Raw genomic sequence first — 21,070 nt, forward strand, 5'->3', positions numbered from 1 at the left:
TACAGAGGGTTTCTTTTGGTTGGGTTATAAGGGTTCTGTCCCCTTGAAGAAGGGGATTTAAAAGATCAAGTATTTACGCAGATACTTTGGATTGGGTGCAGTATGGAATAATCTCATTGATATCTTCTACCGAGTCCAGCTCATAGAGCTTCTGAATGATAGTCTCTGTATTCTCGCTGTCCAGGATTCCTTTCACCAAATTTCTGAATTTGCTGCAGAGCATCTCGTCTGTCATCGGATTTTCAATGCTGCCTGTAGCATGCTTCACCCGGTATTCAATCACATTCCCGTCTACTGTGGTGAGCTTCGCTGCACATTCGTCCTCTTCGAATGCTTCATTGACCACGGGTTTGATTTTATTTCTGAATTCGATCGTCCGCGGATCCAGCACTTTGGCATCCTGATACTGTTCTTCACTGGCATCGCCATCGAGAAAAGCAATAGCTCCTGTATGGTAGATACTGAATTTCCCTTCCAATCCGGTTTGCGGCTCAGGTTTTCCCGTCAACTCAAGCACGTATGGATTGACGGTAATTTCGATTTCTTTTACAAGAGCGGGATCGGCAACTTTTTTCCCCAAGGCAATGCACGCATCAATGGCCGGATGAAGAACGATACCGCAGGCATAAGGTTTAAATGCATTTTTAAGCGTTTCCCACTGGGTTCCCCAATTCACGTTGACCTTGTCGAGATCATGTTCCGGCGCCAATACATTGGCGAAGCCCCTTTTGGCTTCAAGAACTTGCTTGGAGCTGGTAAATCCTTTTTGTGCCAGCAATGCGGCAAGCAATCCGTTCTCGGCCGCTTTTCCGGGGTGGAAAGGCTTGGTCATCGTGCCGAACATTTCACGCAGCCCAAATGCTTGGGTTCCGGCTATACCTAAAGCATACAGCATTTGCTCTTCATTCAATTCCAGCAATATTCCTGCGGCAATGGCGGAGCCGAATACACCGGCCGTACTCGTAATATGCCATCCCAGATGATAATGACTTGGATAAACGGCATTGCTGATCCGCAGCTCCGCTTCTACTCCAAGAATAAAAGCACGCAGTACTTGTTTGCCGCTCAGGCCGTATTTTTCAGCAAGCGCAAAGCAAACAGGGGCCACGGGTCCGCTGGGATGATGGATCGTATCCAGATGGGTGTCATCATAATCGAAAATGTGAGAGCTCATGCCGTTAATCAAGCTGGAGAACAATATATCGGCCTTCTCTTTTCTCCCAAAAATAGACACCTGTTCGGTAGACTGTAGGTCTTCCTTCAAGCTCAACAGCATGTCTACCGAAGGATGATAAGCCGCACCGACGGCAACGCCCATCCAATTTAAAATACTTTTCTTTGCATGCTGAATGACTTCCTGCGGAATATCTTCCCACTTTGTATTTAGGCAATTGTGTACCAGCGTTTGTGTAATCATCTTGTTCTCTCCCTATTCATCCTATTTTTTATGAATTCCCCCTGCCAGTTAGGGGGCATCGTTATCTTCATTGCGGCGATCGAGTTGTTTTATGGCATTGGAATATGCATTCCGAATATGGAATTTGGCCGTCACCTCTGCCAATTCCGGGTCTCTGCTCTCAATGGCATTGAGTATCAGCCAATGCTCCTTCAGGTTTTCCACGGGTCTGCCGCTTTGCGAAAGAGACTTGGCCATAATAATGGTGATATGGGACTGCAGCGTTTGCAAGGCATGGATTAAATACACATTTTCGGAGCCTGATGCAATACCCATATGAAATTGGGCGTTAATTTTGGATAACAGGGCGATATTGCCTTGTTCCGCCGCCTGCTCGGCCTGCTCCAACAGCTTGTGAAGCCTTTGAATAGCGGATTGGTTGGGGTGCTGGGATAACAACCGGGCTCCCAAGCCTTCTAACATTTCCCTGACTTCATACAGGTGGCGTATTTTTTCATGAGAGAAAGAGATGACCCTGACGCCTTTATGAGGCTCGTACTGTACCAGTCCCTCTTTTTCCAGTTTACGAAAAGCTTCGCGAATGGGTGTTCGGCTAACGCCGAGCAAATTGCCTAATTCACGCTCCGAAAGAATCTTATCCGAATGAAAATCCCCCCTTTTGATCGCATCAAAAATATACTCATATACTCCGTCTACTTTGGTGTTGAATTCCTCCGCCAATTGTACATCCCCCACTCAAATGTGTTGTTTCATTATTTTCTCATGTTTTTTCCATTTTTCAACCTGCTTGACGTTCTCATGAGAGAGGGAAGCCCGGATCGGGTTAAATTGTCGATTTTTGCAACGCTTAAGCCGCCTCGTCATTCACAATCACTTTTTTCCCTTTCATTTTCAGCACGATGGGAATCAGGATCCACAATGCGGCGATGGATAATAAAATCAGGGAGCCCGGTCTTTCTACAAAAATCATATAATTTCCATTGGTCGTAATCAGTGCCCGGCGCAAATTATTTTCAATCATGGGCCCTAACACCAGGCCCAGCACAATGGGTGCCAACGGAAAATCGTGCTGAGTGAAGAAATAACCGACAAGGCCGCAGACGATCAACAGCATAAGATCAAAAACAGATACCTGCACGGCGTACACGCCGAAAATCGAGATGGCTATAATCATGGGTATCAAATATTTGGGCGGCGTTTCGATAATTTTGGCAAATATCTTCACAAGCGGCATATTCAGGATCAGCAGCATGACATTCCCGATAAACATACTGGCGATGAGTCCCCAGGCGATGGTCGGATGCTCCTCAAACAACAAAGGACCCGGCTGCACGTTGTACATAATCAAGGCGCCCATGAGAATAGCCGTCGTTCCCGAGCCGGGAATGCCAAGGGTAAGGAGCGGGATCATCGCTCCCCCCGACGCTGCGTTGTTGGCGGATTCAGGTGCGGCAACCCCTTCAATGGCCCCCTGCCCGAACTTGCCCGGCGTTTTACTCACCTTTTTCTCTACGGAATAGGCGAAAAAGGAAGCTAACGTTGCACCGGCTCCGGGCAGCACCCCAATAATAAACCCCAATAACGATCCGCGGATAATGGGCATGGTGCTGACTTTAATGTCCTGCTTCGTTGGCATCACTTTTTGGATTTTGGCGACGGTCCCGGTATTGAAATCACCTTCGAGAATGGTTTTAAACACTTCACCGAGCGCGAATAAACCGACAGCGACCGTTAAAAATTCAAGCCCTTGAAATAATGCGGGGTTATTAAAGGTAAAACGGGCAACGCCTGAAACGGTATCTAATCCAATCGTGCTCAGCAGCAGCCCGAAAACCGTCATCATCAACGCTTTGGTCATCGATTTTCCGGCCAGCCCGCTCACCGCGCATAAACCGAGGATCATCAAGGCGACATATTCTGCCGGACCGAAACGAATCGCCAGTTTGGATAGAGGAGCCGCCAGAAAGATCAACGCCACCAGGGCGACGATCCCGGCCACGAAGGATCCGATGGCCGAAATCGCCAAGGCCGCTCCTGCCCTCCCCTGCTTGGCCATTTGGTGCCCGTCTAACGTCGTAACGACAGAAGAGGATTCACCCGGCGTATTAAGCAGAATGGAAGTGGTAGACCCGCCGTACATCGCTCCGTAATAAACCCCTGCAAGCAAAATAATGGAGCTGGCGGCGGCCTCGTCCGGACCCAGTCCGCCTGTAACCGAAGCCGTCACCGGAATTAACAGGGCGATCCCGCTCATCGGACCGATTCCCGGCAGTACGCCTACCGCTGTGCCGATCAGCACCCCGAAAAAGGCGAAGAGCAAGTTATGCCATTGAAAGGCGATGCCGAAGCCTGTAAATAAAAACTGTAATGTGTCCATATTTTATCCCCTTTAAATTCCCATCCATGATGGTAATCCAGGTAAGGTACCTTCAAGAACTTCGACATACAGATAATACAATCCGAAGGAAAAGAAGACTGAAATCAGAACGGACCGGAACCACTTTCCTCTTTCCATCGTCTGGAAACCGATCAGAAGAAAAATAAATGTACAAATCACATAGCCGAGAACTTCAAGAAGCAGCACGTATAAGATGGTGGCGGCCAGGATGATGCCGAATCGTTTATAATCCAATGCGGCGGTCTTTTTCTTGCTCTCGCCCTTATATTGAAAGGTCTCATATAACAGCCGGAAACTTAACAGTACGAGAACAAATCCAAGCCCGAAGGGGAAAACGTTGGGCCCTACGCTTGTGTCAATCGAGCTTTGGGCCGCCAATTGACTGCTTTTGTACATGAAAACAGCTCCGATGGCCAGAAAAACCAGACTTGCATATCGATCCACTGTTTTATTCATGTTCGCTCTCCCTTTTAATCACTTGCTCAATTTTCCGAGCCATTCTTTCGTCAAGGCGTCTTGCTTTTTCACATACTCGGTAAATTGCTTGTGATCCATTGTTCCGTCCACCATTTGCGAGTTTTTCATATAGTTCTTAAATCCTTCCGTTTGCATCGCTTTCCCGAAAGCATCGTTCAGTTTTGCCAGGACTTCCTCCGGGATCCCGGCAGCCGCATAAATTCCTCTGAATTGTGCCCAAGAGGTATCTACTTCATATCCGGCTTCTTTATAGGTCGGAACATCGGGCCATTCTTCCAAACGCTTATCCGACATGACGCCCAGCACTCTTAAATGACCGCTCTTGACATATTGGGAAACTTGAGCGGGATTGGAATTGGCTACATCAATATTATTGCCCAAGAGAACTGTAACCGCTTCACCGGTGCTTTCATAAGGCACCCAGTTGGCTTCCACACCCGCTTTTTCGGCAAAAATGTTCCATGCTACATTGTGGCCCGAGCCGATTGCGCCATACCCGCCGACATTAAGGGTTTTGGGCTTTTCCTTCATGGCTTTTACCAGATCCTGCAGCGTTTTGTAAGGGCTGTCCGCGCGAACAGCAATCACATACGGGTCGATTTGCACCCCGGATACGTAAGTATAGCTGTCTACGTTAAACTGGTCTTTCAAATTGCTGTTCCACATTCCGATTTGAGAAGGGGTCAATGTTCCAAGCGTATACCCGTCCGGTTTGGCTTTAGCTAATTCCGCCATCTGGGAAGCTCCGCTTCCACCGGGTTGATTTTCAATGAGTATGGGTTTGCCCAAAAACGGCTCCGCTGCTTTGGCTAATTCGCGAGCCATCGTATCTGTGGGACCTCCCGCCTTCGTATGAACCACAATCGTAACGGATTTCGTCGGGAAGTCTAATGTTTTTTTCTCTGCCGCCGCAGGACTTGCCCCCTGACCCTGCCCTTCTGTGGCCATTGTTCCGCAACCTGTGAGCAGCTGCAGCCCGAGCACGGAAGCCAAAAGCAGTGATGCCGATGTTTTGTTCATCATTTTTAAAATCCTCCCTTTTTTTTAAAAAAAATCGCACAAACCGTCGAACCCCTCTTACCGGTATACCACTTTAGTTAAATGGTATACCAATTGATGCTAATTATTGCGCAAAAGCTCGTTTTTAGTCAAAATCAAAATATCCTTATTTTTTAAATAAAATACTTATTTATCTCCTATTATCTTTCATTTTCACTATTTAATATATATTCTTAAAACGCTTACATTTTAAATTAATGGTATACCGTTTAGTTGTGGTTTAATTGAACTGAAGCCAAACAAAATACAAGATCCCTGTGCATCTATGAACCATTTCGCCGCGCGGCTGCAGACGAACAGTATCACGCGATATGGTTTTTGTACTTTTATGCCCGGCCAAAATAGTCCGATCCTGTTCCCGTTTTGCCGTCCGCCTTTTAAAATTCTCCGCCCGCTCCGAAAATCTGTTACAATGAATGTATCATCTATTCGAAGGAGCGTTTATCACGATGATATATATCATTTACGATTTGGAATTTACAGTCGTGCGGAAGCAGCAGCATTTGGCGGAGATTATCGAGATCGGCGCCGTGAAAGTGGCCGAGGTAAACGGAAGCTTGCAGATTGCAGACAAATTTCAAACGTTCGTCAGGCCGTCCGGGAATCCGGTGCTAACCAGGCATACGACGGAGTTTACCGGCATCCGGCAGGAAGATATGGCGGGGGCGCCCGACTTTCGCGAAGCTGTCGAGCTGTGGACCCAATGGATCGGGAATGAAGACTACTATTTGTGTGCGTGGGGGTCCGATGATAAGTATCAATTGATCCGCCACTGCCGCGAAGTGAAGCTGGATCCGGACTGGATCAAAAACCACAACAATCTGCAGCGACAGTACTCCAAAAAAGCCGGCGGCGAGGTGTATCAGCAGATCGGCCTGAAGCGGGCCTTGGAAATGGAGGGGATCGCTTTCGAGGGCAGTCATCATCGGGCCCTGGACGATGCGTACAACACCGCCTTGGTATTCGTCAAACGTTTTGAAGATTTCGAGCTGCAGACCAACGCGCCTGAGGATGATTATACATACTCCAGCGAGGTGGTTTATTCTTCAGGCGAAGAAGAGGCCAGTTCTCCTTTTCAAGCGCTTGCCAAGCTGCTGCGGCCGGACGCTTCCTGACGGTGCAGATTCAATGATGACAGCCTGCAGCTCATCCGGGACCTTCATGAAGAAGGTCCCTTTCCTTCGCCGGCCGATCAGCCGAAAAAAACTTGTTCAAACAACCTTTTTATTCTATAGTATTTTTTGTATCTGTCTTAAGCCAACGGGAAAAGGAGGATGGCCAGACACAGAACCGGTTAGCCTGTTCTACGCAAAAAGATGAGCCCAGCATCTCCCGGTTAATCGATAACATGATCAAGAGAAACCTGGGAAACGGCTGCCCCATGGTACGGACAGGCGTACAAATCTGATCTATTTGTAGAAAGAAGGATATTTCATGAGCACCGCTTCACCCGCCAATCAAACGCAGGCCGGAGAAAAACTGCTTCGCGTTATGTTTTTTACGCTGATTCTATCCGTTATGAACGCAACAATGTTCAACGTCGCACTGCCTTCAATCAGCGAAGAATTTCATCTCTCGCCATCCCAGGTCAGCTGGATCGTAACGGGATATATCATCGTCTATGCCATCGGTTCGGTCACCTACGGCAAACTGGCCGATACGTACCGGCTGAAGGATCTGCTCACGTTCGGACTGTTCTTTTTCGCTCTGGGATCGATCGTTGGTCTGATGGCAACGGAGTTCTGGATGGTCATCACCGGGCGAATTCTGCAATCGATGGGGGCTTCCGTTATTCCGGCAACCGGAATGCTGATTCCCGTACGTTATTTCTCTCCCGAAAAGCGGGGGAGAGCGCTTGGAACCACCACGGCAGGTCTCGCGCTGGGTACGGCTATCGGTCCGATTGTCGCCGGCTTCGTGACCAGCTTGGCCAGCTGGCGCTTTCTCTTTTGCCTTTCCCTGCTCGTTTTGCTGACACTGCCGTTTTTCCGCAAATATTTGGACGACGCCAAAGGGCACGCTAAGAAAACCGATCTCCTCGGGGGAGGATTGATGGCCGGGACGATTGCCTTCTTGCTCCTGGCTGTGACCAACGGAACGTGGACGCCGATGTTCATTGGAGCGATCCTGCTGGTTCTGTTTATTTGGCGAATCCGAAGCGTCGATCATCCGTTCATCCAGCCCGCTTTGTTTCGTAACAAACAGTACACCTACGGCATTCTTATTGCTTTTCTCTCCACCGGACTCAGCTTCGGAATTCCGTTTATCACTCCTCTTATGCTGTCAAACCTGAATCATTTGGCGCCGGCAGTCATCGGATTCATCATGTTTCCCGGAGCTCTGACGGCATCGCTGCTCGGTAAAACGGGCGGAAAAATCGCAGACGGAAAAGGCAATGCCCAACTAATCTATACTGCGGTCATCCTGCTGTTTATTTCTTTCAGCTCGTTGTCTCTTGTCGCCGGACTATCTCCGTTGATTGTCATGATCTTCCTTGTATTCGGCAATGTGGGACAAACGTTCATGCAGATCGCCATGTCCAACCTGGTTTCCCGGACCCTGCCGAAAGAACAGGCCGGAGTAGGCATGGGCCTGCTTATGATGATGAATTTCATTTCCGGAGCCACAGCGACGACAATCATCAGTAAAATGCTGGACTTCGGCACTTCTTCACTGCAATTCAATCCGTTTCTTCTGTATAGACCGGCATTGATCTACAGCAACATATTTGCCGTTTTGGCATTCATGGTGATCGTCGTGTGTACCATCTTTTATTTCCGGCTGGGCCGTGGTGTCAAAAGAACGGTCTGAAGGCTTTTTCGTTCCATTTTTCAAACCATCATACAAAAAAGGGCTGCATCATTGTACCGTTTTTCATACAAAGATAACGCATTGGCCCGGATGGAATAAAAAAATACGCATCTGTCCGTCTCACATATCCCCCGGTCACTTGAATATATTTAGTAACAAGCACTTATTTTAAAGTCTTGATTCACTATCGTCTGGTACCGTTCGTGCTTTTGAATACGGATTTCCATTATAAAAAGCCTTCAGGAGGTGTTCCGTATGACTAAACCTTTATTTACCGTATCCCGTGAAGACTGGTCGCTGCACCGCAAAGGGTATCAAGACCAGACCCGACATCAAGAAAAAGTACGTGAAGCGATCAAGCAAAACCTGCCTGACCTGGTGACGGACGAAAGTATTGTGATGTCGGACGGCAAGCAGATTGTGAAGGTGCCTATACGAAGTCTGGATGAATACCGTTTTCGCTATAACTACAACAAGAGCAAGCATGTCGGTCAAGGGGACGGTGACAGTCAGGTTGGCGACGTGCTGGGGGTTGATCCCCAGCCTGCTTCAGGCTCGGGCAAAGGCGAGGGCGCCGGTGATCAACCCGGAGAAGATTATTACGATGCGGAGGTTCAAATGGAAGAGCTGCAGTCCATGCTGTTTGAAGAGCTGGAGCTTCCTAACCTGCAGCAGAAAGAAAAACATAATGTGACGACGAAAGAGATTATATTTAACGACATCCGCAAGAAGGGAATTATGTCCAACATCGATAAGAAGCGGACGATTCTGGAAAATCTGCGCCGAAACGCACGCGGGGGCGACCCGGGGATTCACCATATCAGTCCTGACGATCTTCGGTTCAAAACGTGGGAGGAAATCGTTACGCCGCACTCCAATGCGCTTATCCTGGCTATGATGGATACATCCGGATCCATGGGAGTGGCAAAACGAACCAAAGTCTGCTTAGGCCAAGGCCCAAGGCAGACTTTTTTTCATCGAAATTATAATACTCCCTTTAACGGAATGGAAATGGAAAATTCCGTTATGCCATTCTCGCTTTTCAGTTGTATGGACCCATGATAGCGTTCCACCAGCTGCCGCACGATATGAAGCCCCAGGCCGGAGTTTTTCCCATTCTGTTTTGACGTAAAGCCCGGCTGAAATATCTTTCCCTGAATATCCGGGGCGATCGGATTCCCCCTATTCATCACCTTGAGCTGCAGCTGATGGTGGACGACCTCGCCTTCCACCCGGATAAACCTGTTTTCCGGATTCAGCTCCATGGACGCGTCGAACGCATTATCGATTAAATTGCTTAACAGCCTGACAATATCCGTCGCCTTCACCGGGCTCAGCTTTACTTTTTCCATCTGGCTAAAGGCATACTCAAAACGAATTTGCTTGCTCTCGGCTTGCGTGAGTTTGGCCTGAAACAAGGCGATGAGCGGCGGGTTGTTGATATTCACCAGATCATTGACTACCCGTATTTCGTCTACCAGCGTCTTCGTATAGGAATGTAATTCCTCGTACTGCTTTAATGTCAGAAAAGCATTGATCGTTTGAATATGATTGATAAAATCGTGCCGCTGTTCCCTGATCGATTGAAACAAAGTTTCGATATCGCCGGCATAGGCGTCCTGTACATCCTGTACGGCAAGTTCTTTATTGCGGTTGTACAATATAAAAATGGAAGCAATAATAGCCAGAGAAATGCCGATGCAGATCAGCATAAATAACAAAGTGTTGCTGAATTGTTTCTGCAACAGCTGCTGAATCTCCGTATAGTCATACGAGATTTCAATTAAAGGGGGCGTCCCGGCAGCATTGTATTTTATATAATCCCCATGGATCGGAGTTAAGCTTTTGAACACCTGCTTCCCTTCGGATATCGTGGTATAAAACACGGTATTCTTGGTCTCAAGCGCCTTTTGGCCAAACTCCTTGTCATCGGGTGACTTGTACCGGTATTTTCCAAACAAAACAAGCCGTTCTGAATACCAATTGCTTGGAGTAGGGTTCAGACCGAGATGCTGGCGGTTCATCAATTTATCCGAATTCAGTACCGATATGTCCAGTCCGATATGTTCATTTTCTTTCGTCAGCCTGCGAATGGCATCTTCAATGCCGGTTAAGCTTTGATATGTGCGGAAGTCGGTATTATGTACAAAAGGATTAATGATATAATTCGTCGTTCCATCATAGTAATAGCCCCATTTGTTCACGCTCTCCGGGTTGGAGGTCGCCGTGTCGAAGGGAGAGCTCCAGTAATGAGGCAATGCCTGTCCCATGCCGACATCCACATCCTGAAGATCGAACAATTGATGGAATACTTTGTAGATCGTATCCCAGCCCTTGGAGCTTACATTCAAATCTTTAGGGTCTGAAGACCTCACACCTACGATATCGTCCGCTGTCCGTTGGAATAAGGTAATATGATTAACGCCAAGCTGCCGGCTCAGCTCAACAAGCTCTTGATTATCTATGTTGCCAATGTCGGGATCAAGCTTGAATTTGGCGGCTATCGCTGCAGTACGGAGGTTTTGCCCGATGAGATCCTCTACAAACTTCTCACCGGTCGCCGATTGTTCGAGGCTCATCCGAACGCTGTTGTAAAGCAGCAGCATTCGATCCATTTGATTTTGGATGATGATGTCTTTCATGTGCTGGTAATATATGAAACTCAATGTCATCAACACAAGGATAAAAACAAGGGACGTTTTGAGAGGTATTTTCTTTAATAATACCATGCGGCCACCTCTGTTCGATATGATAAACCATGTTCTAAATATAATTATAGCCGATGTTGTATGAATTTGTCGAAGCCGGACGATCAAGCGGATGGTTGCGGCCTGCCGCTTCGATTCCTCAGGGACTGTTTAAGACAAGCCATGAAAAAGGAGCTCTCCCAACAGCAGTATGATCTGTTTACGGGAGGGCTCCGAAGCCTTGCGCTTAACGTCCAAAATCAAAGTGATATTTAATATCCAGGTGCCTGTCGGTCAATATTATATTTTTGATCACCTCCTGCAGCAAAACCCGTGTCCGCTCCAAATCCTGAAGCTCCAGCTTTTTAAATTCATCCAGGTAACGATCAAGCGATGATGCTTCCGTTATTTGTTCGGCCAGCTCCCCGAGTTGTTTCTCCAAAAGGGCGGTTTCTTCGTCAAGCCGCTGGATCTGATTCTTCATCTCAAGCATCTGCCGTTGATAGGTTTTTGCATCGAAAAGTTCCCTTTGCTGAAAAAGATCGACCTGATTTTTCCTCCACTTTTCCCGCGTTTGCCGCTTTACCTTCATCTCCTGCCGCAGCCGCTCCATTTCTTTCTCTTTATTTACGGTAATCCTGAACCAGTCGTTAGGCAGCTTGTCCAGCCGGGTGCGTATAAGTCTAACGACGGCCCCCTCCAGCTCGTCGGCGTTTACATTCGCTTGCGGGCAAACCTCGCGGCCGAACTTGTGATACGTTTTGCAGATGTAGTACCGGTACTCCTTGCCGTTGTAGGATCGTTTTTGGCAAATCATCCCCTGATTGCACTTGCCGCAGATCAAGATACCGGTAAGCGGATGGTAGGCCCGCCTCGGTGCACGGTTATGACTTTTGGATGAAAGAATCCGCTGCGCCTCATAAAACGTTTCCTTATCGATTAACGCCTCATGCGCGTTCTCAACGATTTGCCATTCGGTCCTATCCATCCGCAGCTGTACCTTCTTCTTCGTCATTTTCCCGCTGTCGTCATATTCCCGCTGCAGCTGATTGCGCCTGGTGCCGTAAACCACATGGCCGATGTAGGCTTGATTGCGAAGCAGCTTGTTCACACTTTCACGGCTCCACAGGTTGCCGTTTTTGGTCCGGATGCCCTTTTGATTCAAATATTCGGCTACTTTAAAGGTGCCCATGCCCTTGTGCACATAGAGATCAAACACGAGGACGGGAATATCCTTCCGTTCGGGATCGATCTCAAGCTTCTTCGTTTCCTTGTTGACTTGATATCCAATGGGTGGCTCTCCTCCCCACTGTCCCCTGCGCGCCTTCTGCTTTCTGGCGCTGCTGACGCGCGCTGATATTTTTTTGCTCTCTTGTTCGGAGAGGACGGACAAAATATCAAACGTGATGTTATCTTTATTGAGCGAGTCATAATTATCATTAATGGCTACGACCCGTACGCCGTATTGTTCGAACATCCCGATGATCGCCGGATTCTCCTGCTTGTCACGGCCCACCCGGCTGACTTCCTTGAAAACCAGCAGCTGAAACCGATGATTTTTGGCATCCTGTATGGCCCGTTTCATTTCGGCGCGGTCAAACACACTGGTGTAGTAACCCGAAACCGCCTCATCCCGGTAAAGGATAATATCCGTATCATCGTACTGCCGGCCCAATCGGCTGATATATTCCTGGCATTGGCTGATTTGATTCTCAATCGAATCCCCTTGCTGATCCGTACTGACCCTCGCATAAATCGCACATTTTATTTTTTCCTGCTGCATGAGTGTTCCCCCTGGCTTGAGTTCATTGTAAAGGGATCATCAGAAGGTTCAAGCGCCGCATGAATCGGATCGTTCACGGATACTTGGACGTCCACCCCGTACTTGGTTCTGGCGAATTCCGCCACCCTGACTGCCATCCAATTGGATACAGGCTTATCTCCGTCCACCTCATTGAAGGTAAAGTTCATCTGACCGCCCTCCATCCATGTCATCCCTTACCTCAATGTATGTTGAAGAAAGCTTGTCTTATGTGCCGCTCTTTCCTGTGGACAAAAGATCCGGCAGCAAAAAGAAAACCTTTCGCAGAGCCTCGCTCTGTGAAAGGTTCGTTGCAGACTGTTGATGACCGGTTATCTTCCCATCCATCCGCCGTCAACCGTTAAAAGTTGTCCGTGAATATAATCGGAAGCGCCCGAGGCCAGGAAAACAATACTGCCCTTGAAATCGTCCGGCAAGCCCCATCGTCCGGCCGGAATGCGTTCCATAATTTGACGGCTTCTGGTTTCGTCCTGCATTAATGCCGTATTCATATCCGTGGCAACATATCCGGGGGCAATCGCGTTCACATTGACATGGTGCCGTGCCCATTCATTGGACAAAGCCTTCGTTAATTGGGCTACGCCGCCTTTGGCCGCAGCGTAGGCAGGTACGGTAAGCCCGCCCTGAAAGGACAGCAGAGAGGCAATATTGATGATTTTCCCTTTCTGCCGCGGAACCATATGGCGCCCGGCCTGCTGGCACAACATCCAAACCGCCTTGAGATTGACGTTGATGACATCGTCCCAATCGGATTCGGGAAAATCCACAGCCGGCGATCTGCGCTGGATTCCGGCGTTGTTCACCAGAATATCCATCTTCCCGAAAGCGGATACAACCGAAGGGACCGCATTCTTCACATCGTCCGGCCGATTCATGTCGCAAGGAATGATCGTGCATTTTCTGCCGAGCCGTTCGATTTCTTCTTTTAATTGCTTTTGTTCCGCAGAACGCTGCAGGAGAGCAATATCCGCCCCCGCCTCCGCCAAAGCTAAAGCCATGGCATAGCCGATTCCTCTGGTCGCACCGGTAACCGCCGCCACTTGGCCATCCAACCGAAATACATCAAGAATCATGATTAGTCCTCCAACGGGATTAAGGTCGAATAATAATTTTTAAGGCCTCTTCAGGATTTTCCATCAGCGCAAATCCTTCCGCAATCCGTTCGAGAGGCAGTTCATGCGAGATCAGACCGGAAAGATTCACTTGATCTCCAGCCATGAGGGCAATGGCCGTTTGAAAATCGGTTCTGCTGTAGCAGCGTGTCGTGGTCAAGGAAAGCTCCTTAAAATGCATGGCGGCCAAATCGACCGTCGGCGGCTGTTTAAATAAGCTGACTACGACGATTTGCCCCTGAATTTTGGCCACCTCCGTCATTTGTTTGGCAGTGACGGAAGTTCCGGCTGCTTCAAACACGACATCGGCACCTTTGCCGCCGGTTAAGCTTTTGATTTCTTGAGTGATATCCGTCTGCCTGGCATCAAGGACCGTCCACCCGAGTTCCTGAGCTTTCGCAATCCGGTAAGGGCTTACATCGACGGCAATAATCCGTCCCGCTCCGCTGCGCCTGGCGACCATGCCGACAAGCAAGCCGATCGGACCGCAGCCGATAATGACGACGTCGTCGCCGATTTTAACATGGGATCGGCGAACCGTATGGACGGCTACGGCTAACGGTTCCGTGAGAGCCGCCAAGCTGTCGGATAAATGCCCGGGATACCGGTGCAGACGGTGCACAGGCACCTTGGCATACTCGGCAAATCCGCCGTCCATATCGATTCCGATAAGACGAAGCGTTTTGCATACATGGGTCTGTCCGGCAAGGCAAGCTTCACATTCCCCGCAGCTCAGGGTAGGCTCTATAACAACGCGTTCCCCGGGTTGAAAGGAGCTGTCTCCGGCCACCTTTTCGATCACGCCGCAAAATTCATGCCCCAAGGCAAGGGACGCTTTGGCCCGGGGATGCTTTCCGGCATAAATCATCATATCCGTACCGCAAATGCCTCCCGCCAGGACGCGGATCAACGCTTCTCCATGGGTGGGTTCAGGTATCGGCAGCTGTCCTGGCACCACCTTTTTTTCTCCCAGATAAATACCGGCTCTCATCCCGTTCATCCTTCCGTCTTTGAATTACCATGCTTATGATGGCCGTCGTTATCGTTCAAAAAAGAACAAGCTTTGTGAGACGGTTTTAAAGGCTTCCGTATAATGATCTTTGGCCGCTTGCCGGATATGCTCCTGATCCCCTTCAGAAATCGCGTCCACGATGGAACGATGCTGATGGATCAGCTGCGGCACCCCTTCCACAGCCCGGGCAAACCGGTTTTTAGTGGCTACCAGCAGGGCGGCAAATATGATAGGCCGAATGCCGTTCCATAAGCGGAAAATCCTTTGATGGTTGCAGTAGCGTATCATCGTTTCATGAAATTCCATATCATATCGAGAGAAATCGACATCGTCGTTATGCTTTGCAGCCAATTCCATCTTGTCTATGATATGCAGCAGCGTATTTCTTCTGCTTTCATTGAAATCATGTGAGAGGCGCTCCATTATGAAGCCTTCGATCAGAATGCGAACATCATAAATTTCCTGCATATCTTCCGGGGTTAGGCCAAGAATCACAACCCCCATGCGTTCCAGGCGGATCAGCCCTTCATTTGAAAGGGTTTTCAACGCGTCCCGAACGGGGCCTCTGCTTGTGCCAAAGTCCGCGGCAATCTGATTCTCGGACAATACGGAGCCTTTCTCCAGTTTTCCGCCAATGATTTGAATTCTTAGTTCATTGGCTATTTTCTCGCCTAAAGGCAGCCCTTCCATTAAGGAGGCCGGAAATTCAGTATTCATCGGTGTCCCTTCATGATTAGATGATTTCGGTAAACTTGTTAACAAGTTTACAGTTATAATTTTACAAAGAAATTGAACATCAATCAATACGTTCAGGAAAAAAACATAGGATTTTATCTTAAATGAAATTCGCCTCGAATTTACTTTTTATGGACTTCTTTGAGGCGGCGTTGCAGCAAAGGCAAATACGGCCCCTGCCGCCCAGAAAAAAATCATCAGCCATAAAACAGGATTGTAATTTCCGAGGCGATCGTATGCGAATCCCAGCTGCATCGGACCTACAGCCGAACCGAACACCATGGCGAACGTCGTCATGCCGCTGATTTGAGCCAGGTGTCGGCGGCCATAATAATTGGCCCATATGACCCCCAGAGGCACATTGATCAGCCCTTGTCCTACTCCCCATGCGACAGCAAACAGGAAGATCATCATCTCCGATTGTGCTGCAATGAGAAGTATCGGGGCCAACAGGTTGATGACAAAGGTTAAACCAAGCATCGCGTGGACCTTGACCCGCTCGACAATGAATCCGGCGATCAACGAACATGCGAAGCTGATCAAAGGAATAAAACTCAAGATCCAGGCGATCGTCGTTCGATCGATCCCATGCTCGTTCAAGATCGAGAAGATATGAATCGTGATTCCGCCATATATCATTGGCGGCACAGCCGTGCAGCCCATAATCAACCAGAAGGATTTGGTTCTCATGGCCTCGCGAAGCGTCCAGGCATCTTCGGCAGCCGGAGCTTGCGAAGATGCCTGATCCGAGCCCGGCAGCATATGATCCGGTAACAACCCGACATCTTCCGGTTTATTTCGCACAAGAAAAAAAGCTGCAGGAGCGAAGCAGCATAAGATCGCTGCACCTAACACCCTCCATGCCGCAGGCCAGCTAAAGGTTTGAATCAACCAGTTATTCAACGGGGGAAAGATCGCCGCTCCGAGCAATCCTCCCAGGCCGGCATAACTTAATGCCCGGCCTCTCTGTTTGACAAACCACTGGGAAACCAGGGTGTTCGGAATAAGAAACATCGAGCCCTGTCCTAACAAACGGATCATAAAAAAACCGATAAACAGAGTCAAGGTCCCCGCCACAAAGCTGTTCCACCAGCATGCCAATCCCAATAACACAGCGGTCCACGTCATCATGACCCGATGCCCGAAACGGCCAGTCAATTTCCCCACGGCAAACAATAAGAATCCGGCAGTCAAAGTAGCCAATGAATACAGGCTTGAAACCGTTGTTCGATCCATATGAAAGTCTCTCATATAGAATTCAATAAAGACCGAGTTCGAATAAGCTTGGCCCGGCCCGGAAAAAAAGATGCCCAGACCGCTTATAAAAACGATACACCAACCGTAATAAAATGAGGTTTGAATGGGAACAGATTGCGTGTAGGAACGATTTGAAGCCATGTCGTCGTTTGAATATGACACGAAATTCCTCCTACCTGTGGAGTATCTGTTTTTAAAATGTTTTACTTAATGCCGGAGGTTGCAATGCCCTCTACGATATACCGTTGGAAAAATAAAAACATTAAGAATACCGGTACGATGGATAGCACCGACATGGCAAACAGTGAACCGAGCGCTGCCTCCCTCCCGCATCGGTAAACATTCGAAGTGCCAGCGTAACCGTATATTTCTTCACGCTGCTGAGATACAAAAGCTGGCTAAAGAAGTCGTTCCATGTCCAAATGAATGTAAAAATCGTTGTCGTCACGATGGCCGGAGTCGTCAGCGGCAGAATGATCCGTGTATAAATGCCGATGGGACCGCATCCGTCTACGGTTGCTGCTTTATCCAGCTCCCGCGGCAGGGAACGAATAAATTGCACGGTGAGAAAAACAAAAAATCCTTCAACGGCAAAAAACTTCGGTACGACAATGGGAAGTATGGTATTGACCCACTCCAATTTATTGAAAATAATATATTGCGGAACAATCAGAACATGCAAAGGAATCATCATGGTCATCAGCATCAGAGCAAACATCACTTTTTTCCCCTTGAATTCCAGGCGCGCAAAAGCATACGCCGCAAGCGAGCACGATATGATATTCCCGATCACGGCTAGTCCGGCCATAAGCAGCGAATTAAGGTAAAAGGTCGTAAATGTCGTCCCCGATGTCCCCTTCCAGCCTTTGATGTAGTTTGAAAGCGTAAGGTTTCTCGGCCAAAGACTGTTGTCTGTCAGGATGGTTTCCGTAGGTTTAAATGAACTGATGAGCATCCATAGTACCGGGTACAGCATAATGATGAACCCTGCGATGATAAGTGTGTGAAGCAGCACCTTTTGTATTCGAACATTGTTTGCCATTTGATCCGCCACCCCTAATCCGCGTAATGAACCCACTTTTTCGTCGTCAAAAAGATCAGCCCGGTGAAGCATGCGATGATGATAAGCAGTGCCCATGCCATGGCGGAAGCGTAACCCATCTGGAAGTTGCCGAAACCGTTCTGATACAAATAAAGCGTATAGAATAACGTCGAATTGACGGGTCCGCCCGTTCCGTTACTGATAATGTAGGCCGGCGTAAAGGCTTGAAACGAACTGATAATCTGCATGATCGCATTAAACAATACAATAGGGGACAGAATGGGCAGAGTAATATGGAAAAATTGACTCCACTTGCCCGCACCGTCCAGGGATGACGCTTCATAATAATCCGGGGGAATTTGTTTAAGTCCAGCCAGAAAGATCACCATCGGAGAGCCAAACTGCCACACCTTCAGAAATATAATGGACCAGATGGCATAATCGGGCGTCCCCACCCAGCTTGGCATATCGATCCCGATCAAGCCCAACATTTGATTGACCATTCCGTGATCACCGAACACCTGCTGCCAAAGAATGGCAATCGCCACACTTCCTCCGATGAGAGAAGGGATGTAATAGACTGCACGATAAAAACCAAGCCCCCGTATGCCCCTGTTTAAGAGCAGCGCCAAAAAAAGAGCAAAGGCTAATTCTAACGGCACCGCAACCAGCACATAAATCAACGTGACCTTTAGCGCTTGCCAGTACTGCGGATCCGAGGTGAACATCGTTATATAGTTTTTTAGTCCGATCCAATCAGGAGAGGATACGAAATTATAGTTCGTAAACGATAGATACAACGAGCTGAGGATCGGGATGGCGCTGAACACCAGAATTCCGATCAACCAAGGTCCGAGAAAGAGATATGGAATGATCCATAACCATCGCTTGCGGTTAAATAATATCGACATAGCATGAGATCTCCTCTGTATAACAGGAGCTCAAGCGTTAGCCTTTGAGCTCCTGCCCTATGATTTGACTTATCGATTCAAAATCTGATTCGCCTGGGCAAAGAAATCGTCTACCGCTTGTGGAATGGTTTTCTTGCCGAAAGCGATAGCTTCGTTATTGGAAAGCAGCAGTTTTTGAACCGATGTGCTGCCGCCCGGCATCGTTGGATAAGGCTTCGTAGACGGCATCATTTCATTAACGAAAGCGTACTCCTTCTCCTCCGGCTTGCCAAGCAGCGGCTTGATCACTTCCTGCATGGCTTTGGAAGCCTGCGGACCATGCTCACCTTTAAAGATTTTAGCCGCATCCGGATCGTTCACGACGAAGTCAATCAGCATGGCCGCTTCCTTAGGATACTTCGTTTTTGCGGAAATTCCCAGCGAAGCCACGATCAGAGGAACCTTCTTTTCGCCGTTCGGGTCCATAGGATAGCTGACGATACCGAGTTCATCTTTCGTGCTGCCTTGATAGATTTTTAACTGGTTGGAGCTTTTGCTGATCATCGCCACCTTGCCTCTTGCCAGCATCGACTGTTCCTGTGTTTTATCCCCTTGCTCGGATTGAATGGCCGCAGGAGGGGTCAGGCCTTCTTTTCGCATTTGATCCCAGAACGTAAACCAGTCGGTTAGATCCTTCTTATCGATGCCCAGCCCGTTCTCTGTAAACACCGACTTGCCCCTTTGCTGGGCGTACAGCTCCAGCACCCTGTACACGCCGCCTTCATCCTCCGTTGCCCAAGCATCATTACCCAACGATTTTTGAAGAGCCCTCGCCGTCGCAACATAGTCATCCCAGGTCCAGTTGTTTTTAGGCATGTCCAAACCTGCATTTTTAAACATAACCGTATTGTAAATAACCCCTGTAATATTGTGTCCAAGGCTGATCGCATACAGCTTGTCATTCACTTTGCCTCCGCCAACGTCAACCGGATCGAAGTCCTTCACATTCAAATCGCCCGATGCGACTAACGGATCCAGGTCAAGCATCATATTTCGCTTTACAAAGTCAAATTGAAAGAAGCTGCTCGTTTGCATCACATCCGGCGCGTTGCCTCCGGCTGCTTGCGTCGTGAATTTTTCCGCATATTGGTTCTCGGTCGTGAATTCACGCGAAACTTTAATGTTTGGATGCTTCTGCTCAAACAAATCGAAAAGCTGATTCATTTTATCATGGCGTGCTTGTCCGCCCCACCAGGCCACACGCAGTTCCACTTTCTCCCCGCCGTCGGACTTGTCCGCATTAGCGTTCGCGCCAGTAGTCTCTTCGCCTCCGCAACCGGCTAACCCTGCAACCAACGCGGCAGTCATTATCGGAAATAACACTTTTTTAGGATTCATGGATTTCCCCTCCGTAGAATTGATGTTATTGAAACCCCTCTACTTCCGTTCTGCTTGGAAACGATGCTTGTGCGCCAAAGCCGGTTACCGACAGCGCAGCCACTTTTTGAGCAAATCGAACGGCCTCCTCTAACGAACCGCCTTCGGCTAAATAAACGCCCAGTCCCGCATTAAAGGAATCGCCGGCCCCTGTCGTGTCCATAACATCGATTGTATACGCTTTCAAACGTTGTACAGCCTCTCCCGCAGAATAAGCGACTCCTTCACCGCCAAGTGTCATGACCACTTGCCGGACACCCTTGCTTTTGAGATCATGTATGATTTCTTCTACATCGATATCGCCTTCGGCCCGCCCGGTCACAATGAGCTTGCCTTCCGTTTCATTGGGTGTAAGGATATCGATTTGCTTCAGAAGAGCCTCCGGCAAAGATCTGGCCGGGGCGGGATTTAAGATCACCGGAACCTGATGGCGGTTGGCGATGACGACGGCTTCTTCCACCGTCTCCATCGGAATTTCCAATTGGATCAACACCACATCCGCTTCACGAATGATCGACTCCGCTTGACGAACATATTCGGGTGCCATTCGGTCGTTGGCTCCGGGTGCAATGACGATGCTGTTCTCGCCGGATTCACTTACCGTAATCATGGCCACTCCGCTGGAACTGCCGGAAACCGTCGTCACATAATCCGTATTCACATTTGCTTTATGTAAGTTATCAAGCAGCTCTCGCCCAAACCCGTCATCGCCGACACAGCCTACCATATGTACATGCGCCCCCAGCCGGCTTGCAGCCACCGCTTGATTGGCGCCTTTACCGCCAGGCATGGTAGAGAATGTGCCGCCTTTAATCGTCTCTCCTTCTAAAGCAATTCTCGGCGCCTTGACGACAAGATCCATATTTAAACTTCCGACAACTACAATTCGCGCCGGTTGTGTCACATTAACCCTC

At 48.7% G+C, this 21,070-nt stretch carries 19 protein-coding genes; 3 read left to right on the plus strand and 16 right to left on the minus strand.

The genetic code is table 11. The features are described from left to right. Positions 1–73 precede the first annotated feature (73 nt). The 5 genes from NR121_RS18775 to NR121_RS18795 all read right to left on the minus strand — a co-directional run bounded on the left by NR121_RS18775 (position 74) and on the right by NR121_RS18795 (position 5,315). The gene (locus NR121_RS18775; RefSeq protein ID WP_062406874.1) at positions 74–1,417 is read right to left on the minus strand and encodes an MmgE/PrpD family protein; all 1,344 of its coding nucleotides are present in this window, start codon (positions 1,415–1,417) and stop codon (positions 74–76) included. 48 nt (positions 1,418–1,465) lie between these two features. Then, positions 1,466–2,137, minus strand: coding sequence for a GntR family transcriptional regulator (locus NR121_RS18780; protein WP_062406872.1), 672 nt, complete (start codon positions 2,135–2,137; stop codon positions 1,466–1,468). A gap of 127 nt (positions 2,138–2,264) precedes the next feature. Continuing rightward, positions 2,265–3,794, minus strand: a complete 1,530-nt coding sequence (locus NR121_RS18785) for a tripartite tricarboxylate transporter permease (protein ID WP_062406870.1) — start codon at positions 3,792–3,794, stop codon at positions 2,265–2,267. 12 nt (positions 3,795–3,806) lie between these two features. Next, positions 3,807–4,271: a tripartite tricarboxylate transporter TctB family protein gene (locus tag NR121_RS18790; RefSeq protein WP_054817145.1), complete on the minus strand. Its 465-nt coding sequence runs from the start codon at positions 4,269–4,271 to the stop codon at positions 3,807–3,809. Positions 4,272–4,289: 18 nt separating this feature from the next. After that, complete coding sequence (locus NR121_RS18795) at positions 4,290–5,315, minus strand: tripartite tricarboxylate transporter substrate binding protein (RefSeq protein WP_074727274.1); 1,026 nt, start codon at positions 5,313–5,315, stop codon at positions 4,290–4,292. 485 nt (positions 5,316–5,800) lie between these two features. Here NR121_RS18795 and NR121_RS18800 point away from each other — a divergent pair, with 485 nt between their 5' ends. The 3 genes from NR121_RS18800 (at position 5,801) to NR121_RS18810 (ending at position 9,224) form a co-directional block, all read left to right on the plus strand. Beyond that, on the plus strand, positions 5,801–6,466 hold the full coding sequence (locus NR121_RS18800; protein ID WP_054817143.1) for a 3'-5' exonuclease: 666 nt from the start codon (positions 5,801–5,803) through the stop codon (positions 6,464–6,466). Between the two features lie 319 nt (positions 6,467–6,785). Further along, complete coding sequence (locus tag NR121_RS18805) at positions 6,786–8,162, plus strand: MFS transporter (protein ID WP_062406864.1); 1,377 nt, start codon at positions 6,786–6,788, stop codon at positions 8,160–8,162. A 255-nt stretch (positions 8,163–8,417) separates the two neighbouring features. Further along, on the plus strand, positions 8,418–9,224 hold the full coding sequence (locus tag NR121_RS18810; RefSeq protein ID WP_256380584.1) for a DUF444 family protein: 807 nt from the start codon (positions 8,418–8,420) through the stop codon (positions 9,222–9,224). Here the strand turns inward: NR121_RS18810 and NR121_RS18815 are convergent. The 11 genes from NR121_RS18815 to rbsK all read right to left on the minus strand — a co-directional run bounded on the left by NR121_RS18815 (position 9,146) and on the right by rbsK (position 21,060). Further along, complete coding sequence (locus NR121_RS18815) at positions 9,146–10,891, minus strand: sensor histidine kinase (RefSeq protein WP_054817142.1); 1,746 nt, start codon at positions 10,889–10,891, stop codon at positions 9,146–9,148. The genes NR121_RS18810 and NR121_RS18815 overlap by 79 nt on opposite strands. A 205-nt stretch (positions 10,892–11,096) precedes the next feature. Then, the gene (locus tag NR121_RS18820; RefSeq protein ID WP_256831751.1) at positions 11,097–12,632 is read right to left on the minus strand and encodes a recombinase family protein; all 1,536 of its coding nucleotides are present in this window, start codon (positions 12,630–12,632) and stop codon (positions 11,097–11,099) included. Beyond that, complete coding sequence (locus tag NR121_RS18825) at positions 12,614–12,820, minus strand: hypothetical protein (RefSeq protein ID WP_062406860.1); 207 nt, start codon at positions 12,818–12,820, stop codon at positions 12,614–12,616. Before NR121_RS18825 ends, NR121_RS18820 begins: the two co-directional genes overlap by 19 nt. Positions 12,821–12,982: 162 nt before the next feature. Continuing rightward, complete coding sequence (locus tag NR121_RS18830; RefSeq protein ID WP_062406858.1) at positions 12,983–13,744, minus strand: SDR family oxidoreductase; 762 nt, start codon at positions 13,742–13,744, stop codon at positions 12,983–12,985. A gap of 19 nt (positions 13,745–13,763) precedes the next feature. Beyond that, positions 13,764–14,774: a zinc-dependent alcohol dehydrogenase gene (locus tag NR121_RS18835; protein ID WP_256831754.1), complete on the minus strand. Its 1,011-nt coding sequence runs from the start codon at positions 14,772–14,774 to the stop codon at positions 13,764–13,766. A gap of 48 nt (positions 14,775–14,822) precedes the next feature. Beyond that, positions 14,823–15,512 (minus strand): GntR family transcriptional regulator, encoded by a 690-nt coding sequence (locus NR121_RS18840; protein ID WP_062406855.1) that lies wholly within the window; start codon positions 15,510–15,512, stop codon positions 14,823–14,825. A 147-nt stretch (positions 15,513–15,659) separates the two neighbouring features. Beyond that, the gene (locus NR121_RS18845; protein WP_145862486.1) at positions 15,660–16,949 is read right to left on the minus strand and encodes an MFS transporter; all 1,290 of its coding nucleotides are present in this window, start codon (positions 16,947–16,949) and stop codon (positions 15,660–15,662) included. 100 nt (positions 16,950–17,049) lie between these two features. Next, entirely contained in the window at positions 17,050–17,829 is a 780-nt protein-coding gene (locus NR121_RS18850; protein ID WP_306274524.1) for a carbohydrate ABC transporter permease, read from the minus strand. A gap of 14 nt (positions 17,830–17,843) precedes the next feature. Continuing rightward, the gene (locus NR121_RS18855) at positions 17,844–18,740 is read right to left on the minus strand and encodes a carbohydrate ABC transporter permease (RefSeq protein WP_137669874.1); all 897 of its coding nucleotides are present in this window, start codon (positions 18,738–18,740) and stop codon (positions 17,844–17,846) included. Positions 18,741–18,809: 69 nt separating this feature from the next. Beyond that, entirely contained in the window at positions 18,810–20,117 is a 1,308-nt protein-coding gene (locus NR121_RS18860) for an ABC transporter substrate-binding protein (RefSeq protein WP_054817136.1), read from the minus strand. Positions 20,118–20,142: 25 nt separating this feature from the next. After that, a complete protein-coding gene (gene rbsK / locus NR121_RS18865) occupies positions 20,143–21,060 on the minus strand; it encodes a ribokinase (RefSeq protein ID WP_256831758.1) in 918 nt (305 codons plus the stop codon). Positions 21,061–21,070 lie beyond the last annotated feature (10 nt).

Origin of the sequence: Paenibacillus sp. Pae15 (assembly GCF_024519685.1) — a bacterium.
GTDB classification, from domain to species: domain Bacteria; phylum Bacillota; class Bacilli; order Paenibacillales; family NBRC-103111; genus Paenibacillus_G; species Paenibacillus_G naphthalenovorans.

Excerpts from the sequence above, each read along its gene's own strand:
- NR121_RS18775 (WP_062406874.1), bottom strand. The coding sequence starts at position 1,417 with ATGATTACACAAACGCTGGTACACAATTGCCTAAATACAAAGTGGGAA.
- NR121_RS18785 (WP_062406870.1), bottom strand. The coding sequence starts at position 3,794 with ATGGACACATTACAGTTTTTATTTACAGGCTTCGGCATCGCCTTTCAA.
- NR121_RS18790 (WP_054817145.1), bottom strand. The coding sequence starts at position 4,271 with ATGAATAAAACAGTGGATCGATATGCAAGTCTGGTTTTTCTGGCCATC.
- NR121_RS18795 (WP_074727274.1), bottom strand. The coding sequence starts at position 5,315 with ATGATGAACAAAACATCGGCATCACTGCTTTTGGCTTCCGTGCTCGGG.
- NR121_RS18800 (WP_054817143.1), top strand. The coding sequence starts at position 5,801 with ATGATATATATCATTTACGATTTGGAATTTACAGTCGTGCGGAAGCAG.
- NR121_RS18805 (WP_062406864.1), top strand. The coding sequence starts at position 6,786 with ATGAGCACCGCTTCACCCGCCAATCAAACGCAGGCCGGAGAAAAACTG.
- NR121_RS18810 (WP_256380584.1), top strand. The coding sequence starts at position 8,418 with ATGACTAAACCTTTATTTACCGTATCCCGTGAAGACTGGTCGCTGCAC.
- NR121_RS18815 (WP_054817142.1), bottom strand. The coding sequence starts at position 10,891 with ATGGTATTATTAAAGAAAATACCTCTCAAAACGTCCCTTGTTTTTATC.
- NR121_RS18820 (WP_256831751.1), bottom strand. The coding sequence starts at position 12,632 with ATGCAGCAGGAAAAAATAAAATGTGCGATTTATGCGAGGGTCAGTACG.
- NR121_RS18825 (WP_062406860.1), bottom strand. The coding sequence starts at position 12,820 with ATGAACTTTACCTTCAATGAGGTGGACGGAGATAAGCCTGTATCCAAT.
- NR121_RS18830 (WP_062406858.1), bottom strand. The coding sequence starts at position 13,744 with ATGATTCTTGATGTATTTCGGTTGGATGGCCAAGTGGCGGCGGTTACC.
- NR121_RS18835 (WP_256831754.1), bottom strand. The coding sequence starts at position 14,774 with ATGAGAGCCGGTATTTATCTGGGAGAAAAAAAGGTGGTGCCAGGACAG.
- NR121_RS18840 (WP_062406855.1), bottom strand. The coding sequence starts at position 15,512 with ATGAATACTGAATTTCCGGCCTCCTTAATGGAAGGGCTGCCTTTAGGC.
- NR121_RS18850 (WP_306274524.1), bottom strand. The coding sequence starts at position 17,829 with ATGGCAAACAATGTTCGAATACAAAAGGTGCTGCTTCACACACTTATC.
- NR121_RS18855 (WP_137669874.1), bottom strand. The coding sequence starts at position 18,740 with ATGTCGATATTATTTAACCGCAAGCGATGGTTATGGATCATTCCATAT.
- NR121_RS18860 (WP_054817136.1), bottom strand. The coding sequence starts at position 20,117 with ATGAATCCTAAAAAAGTGTTATTTCCGATAATGACTGCCGCGTTGGTT.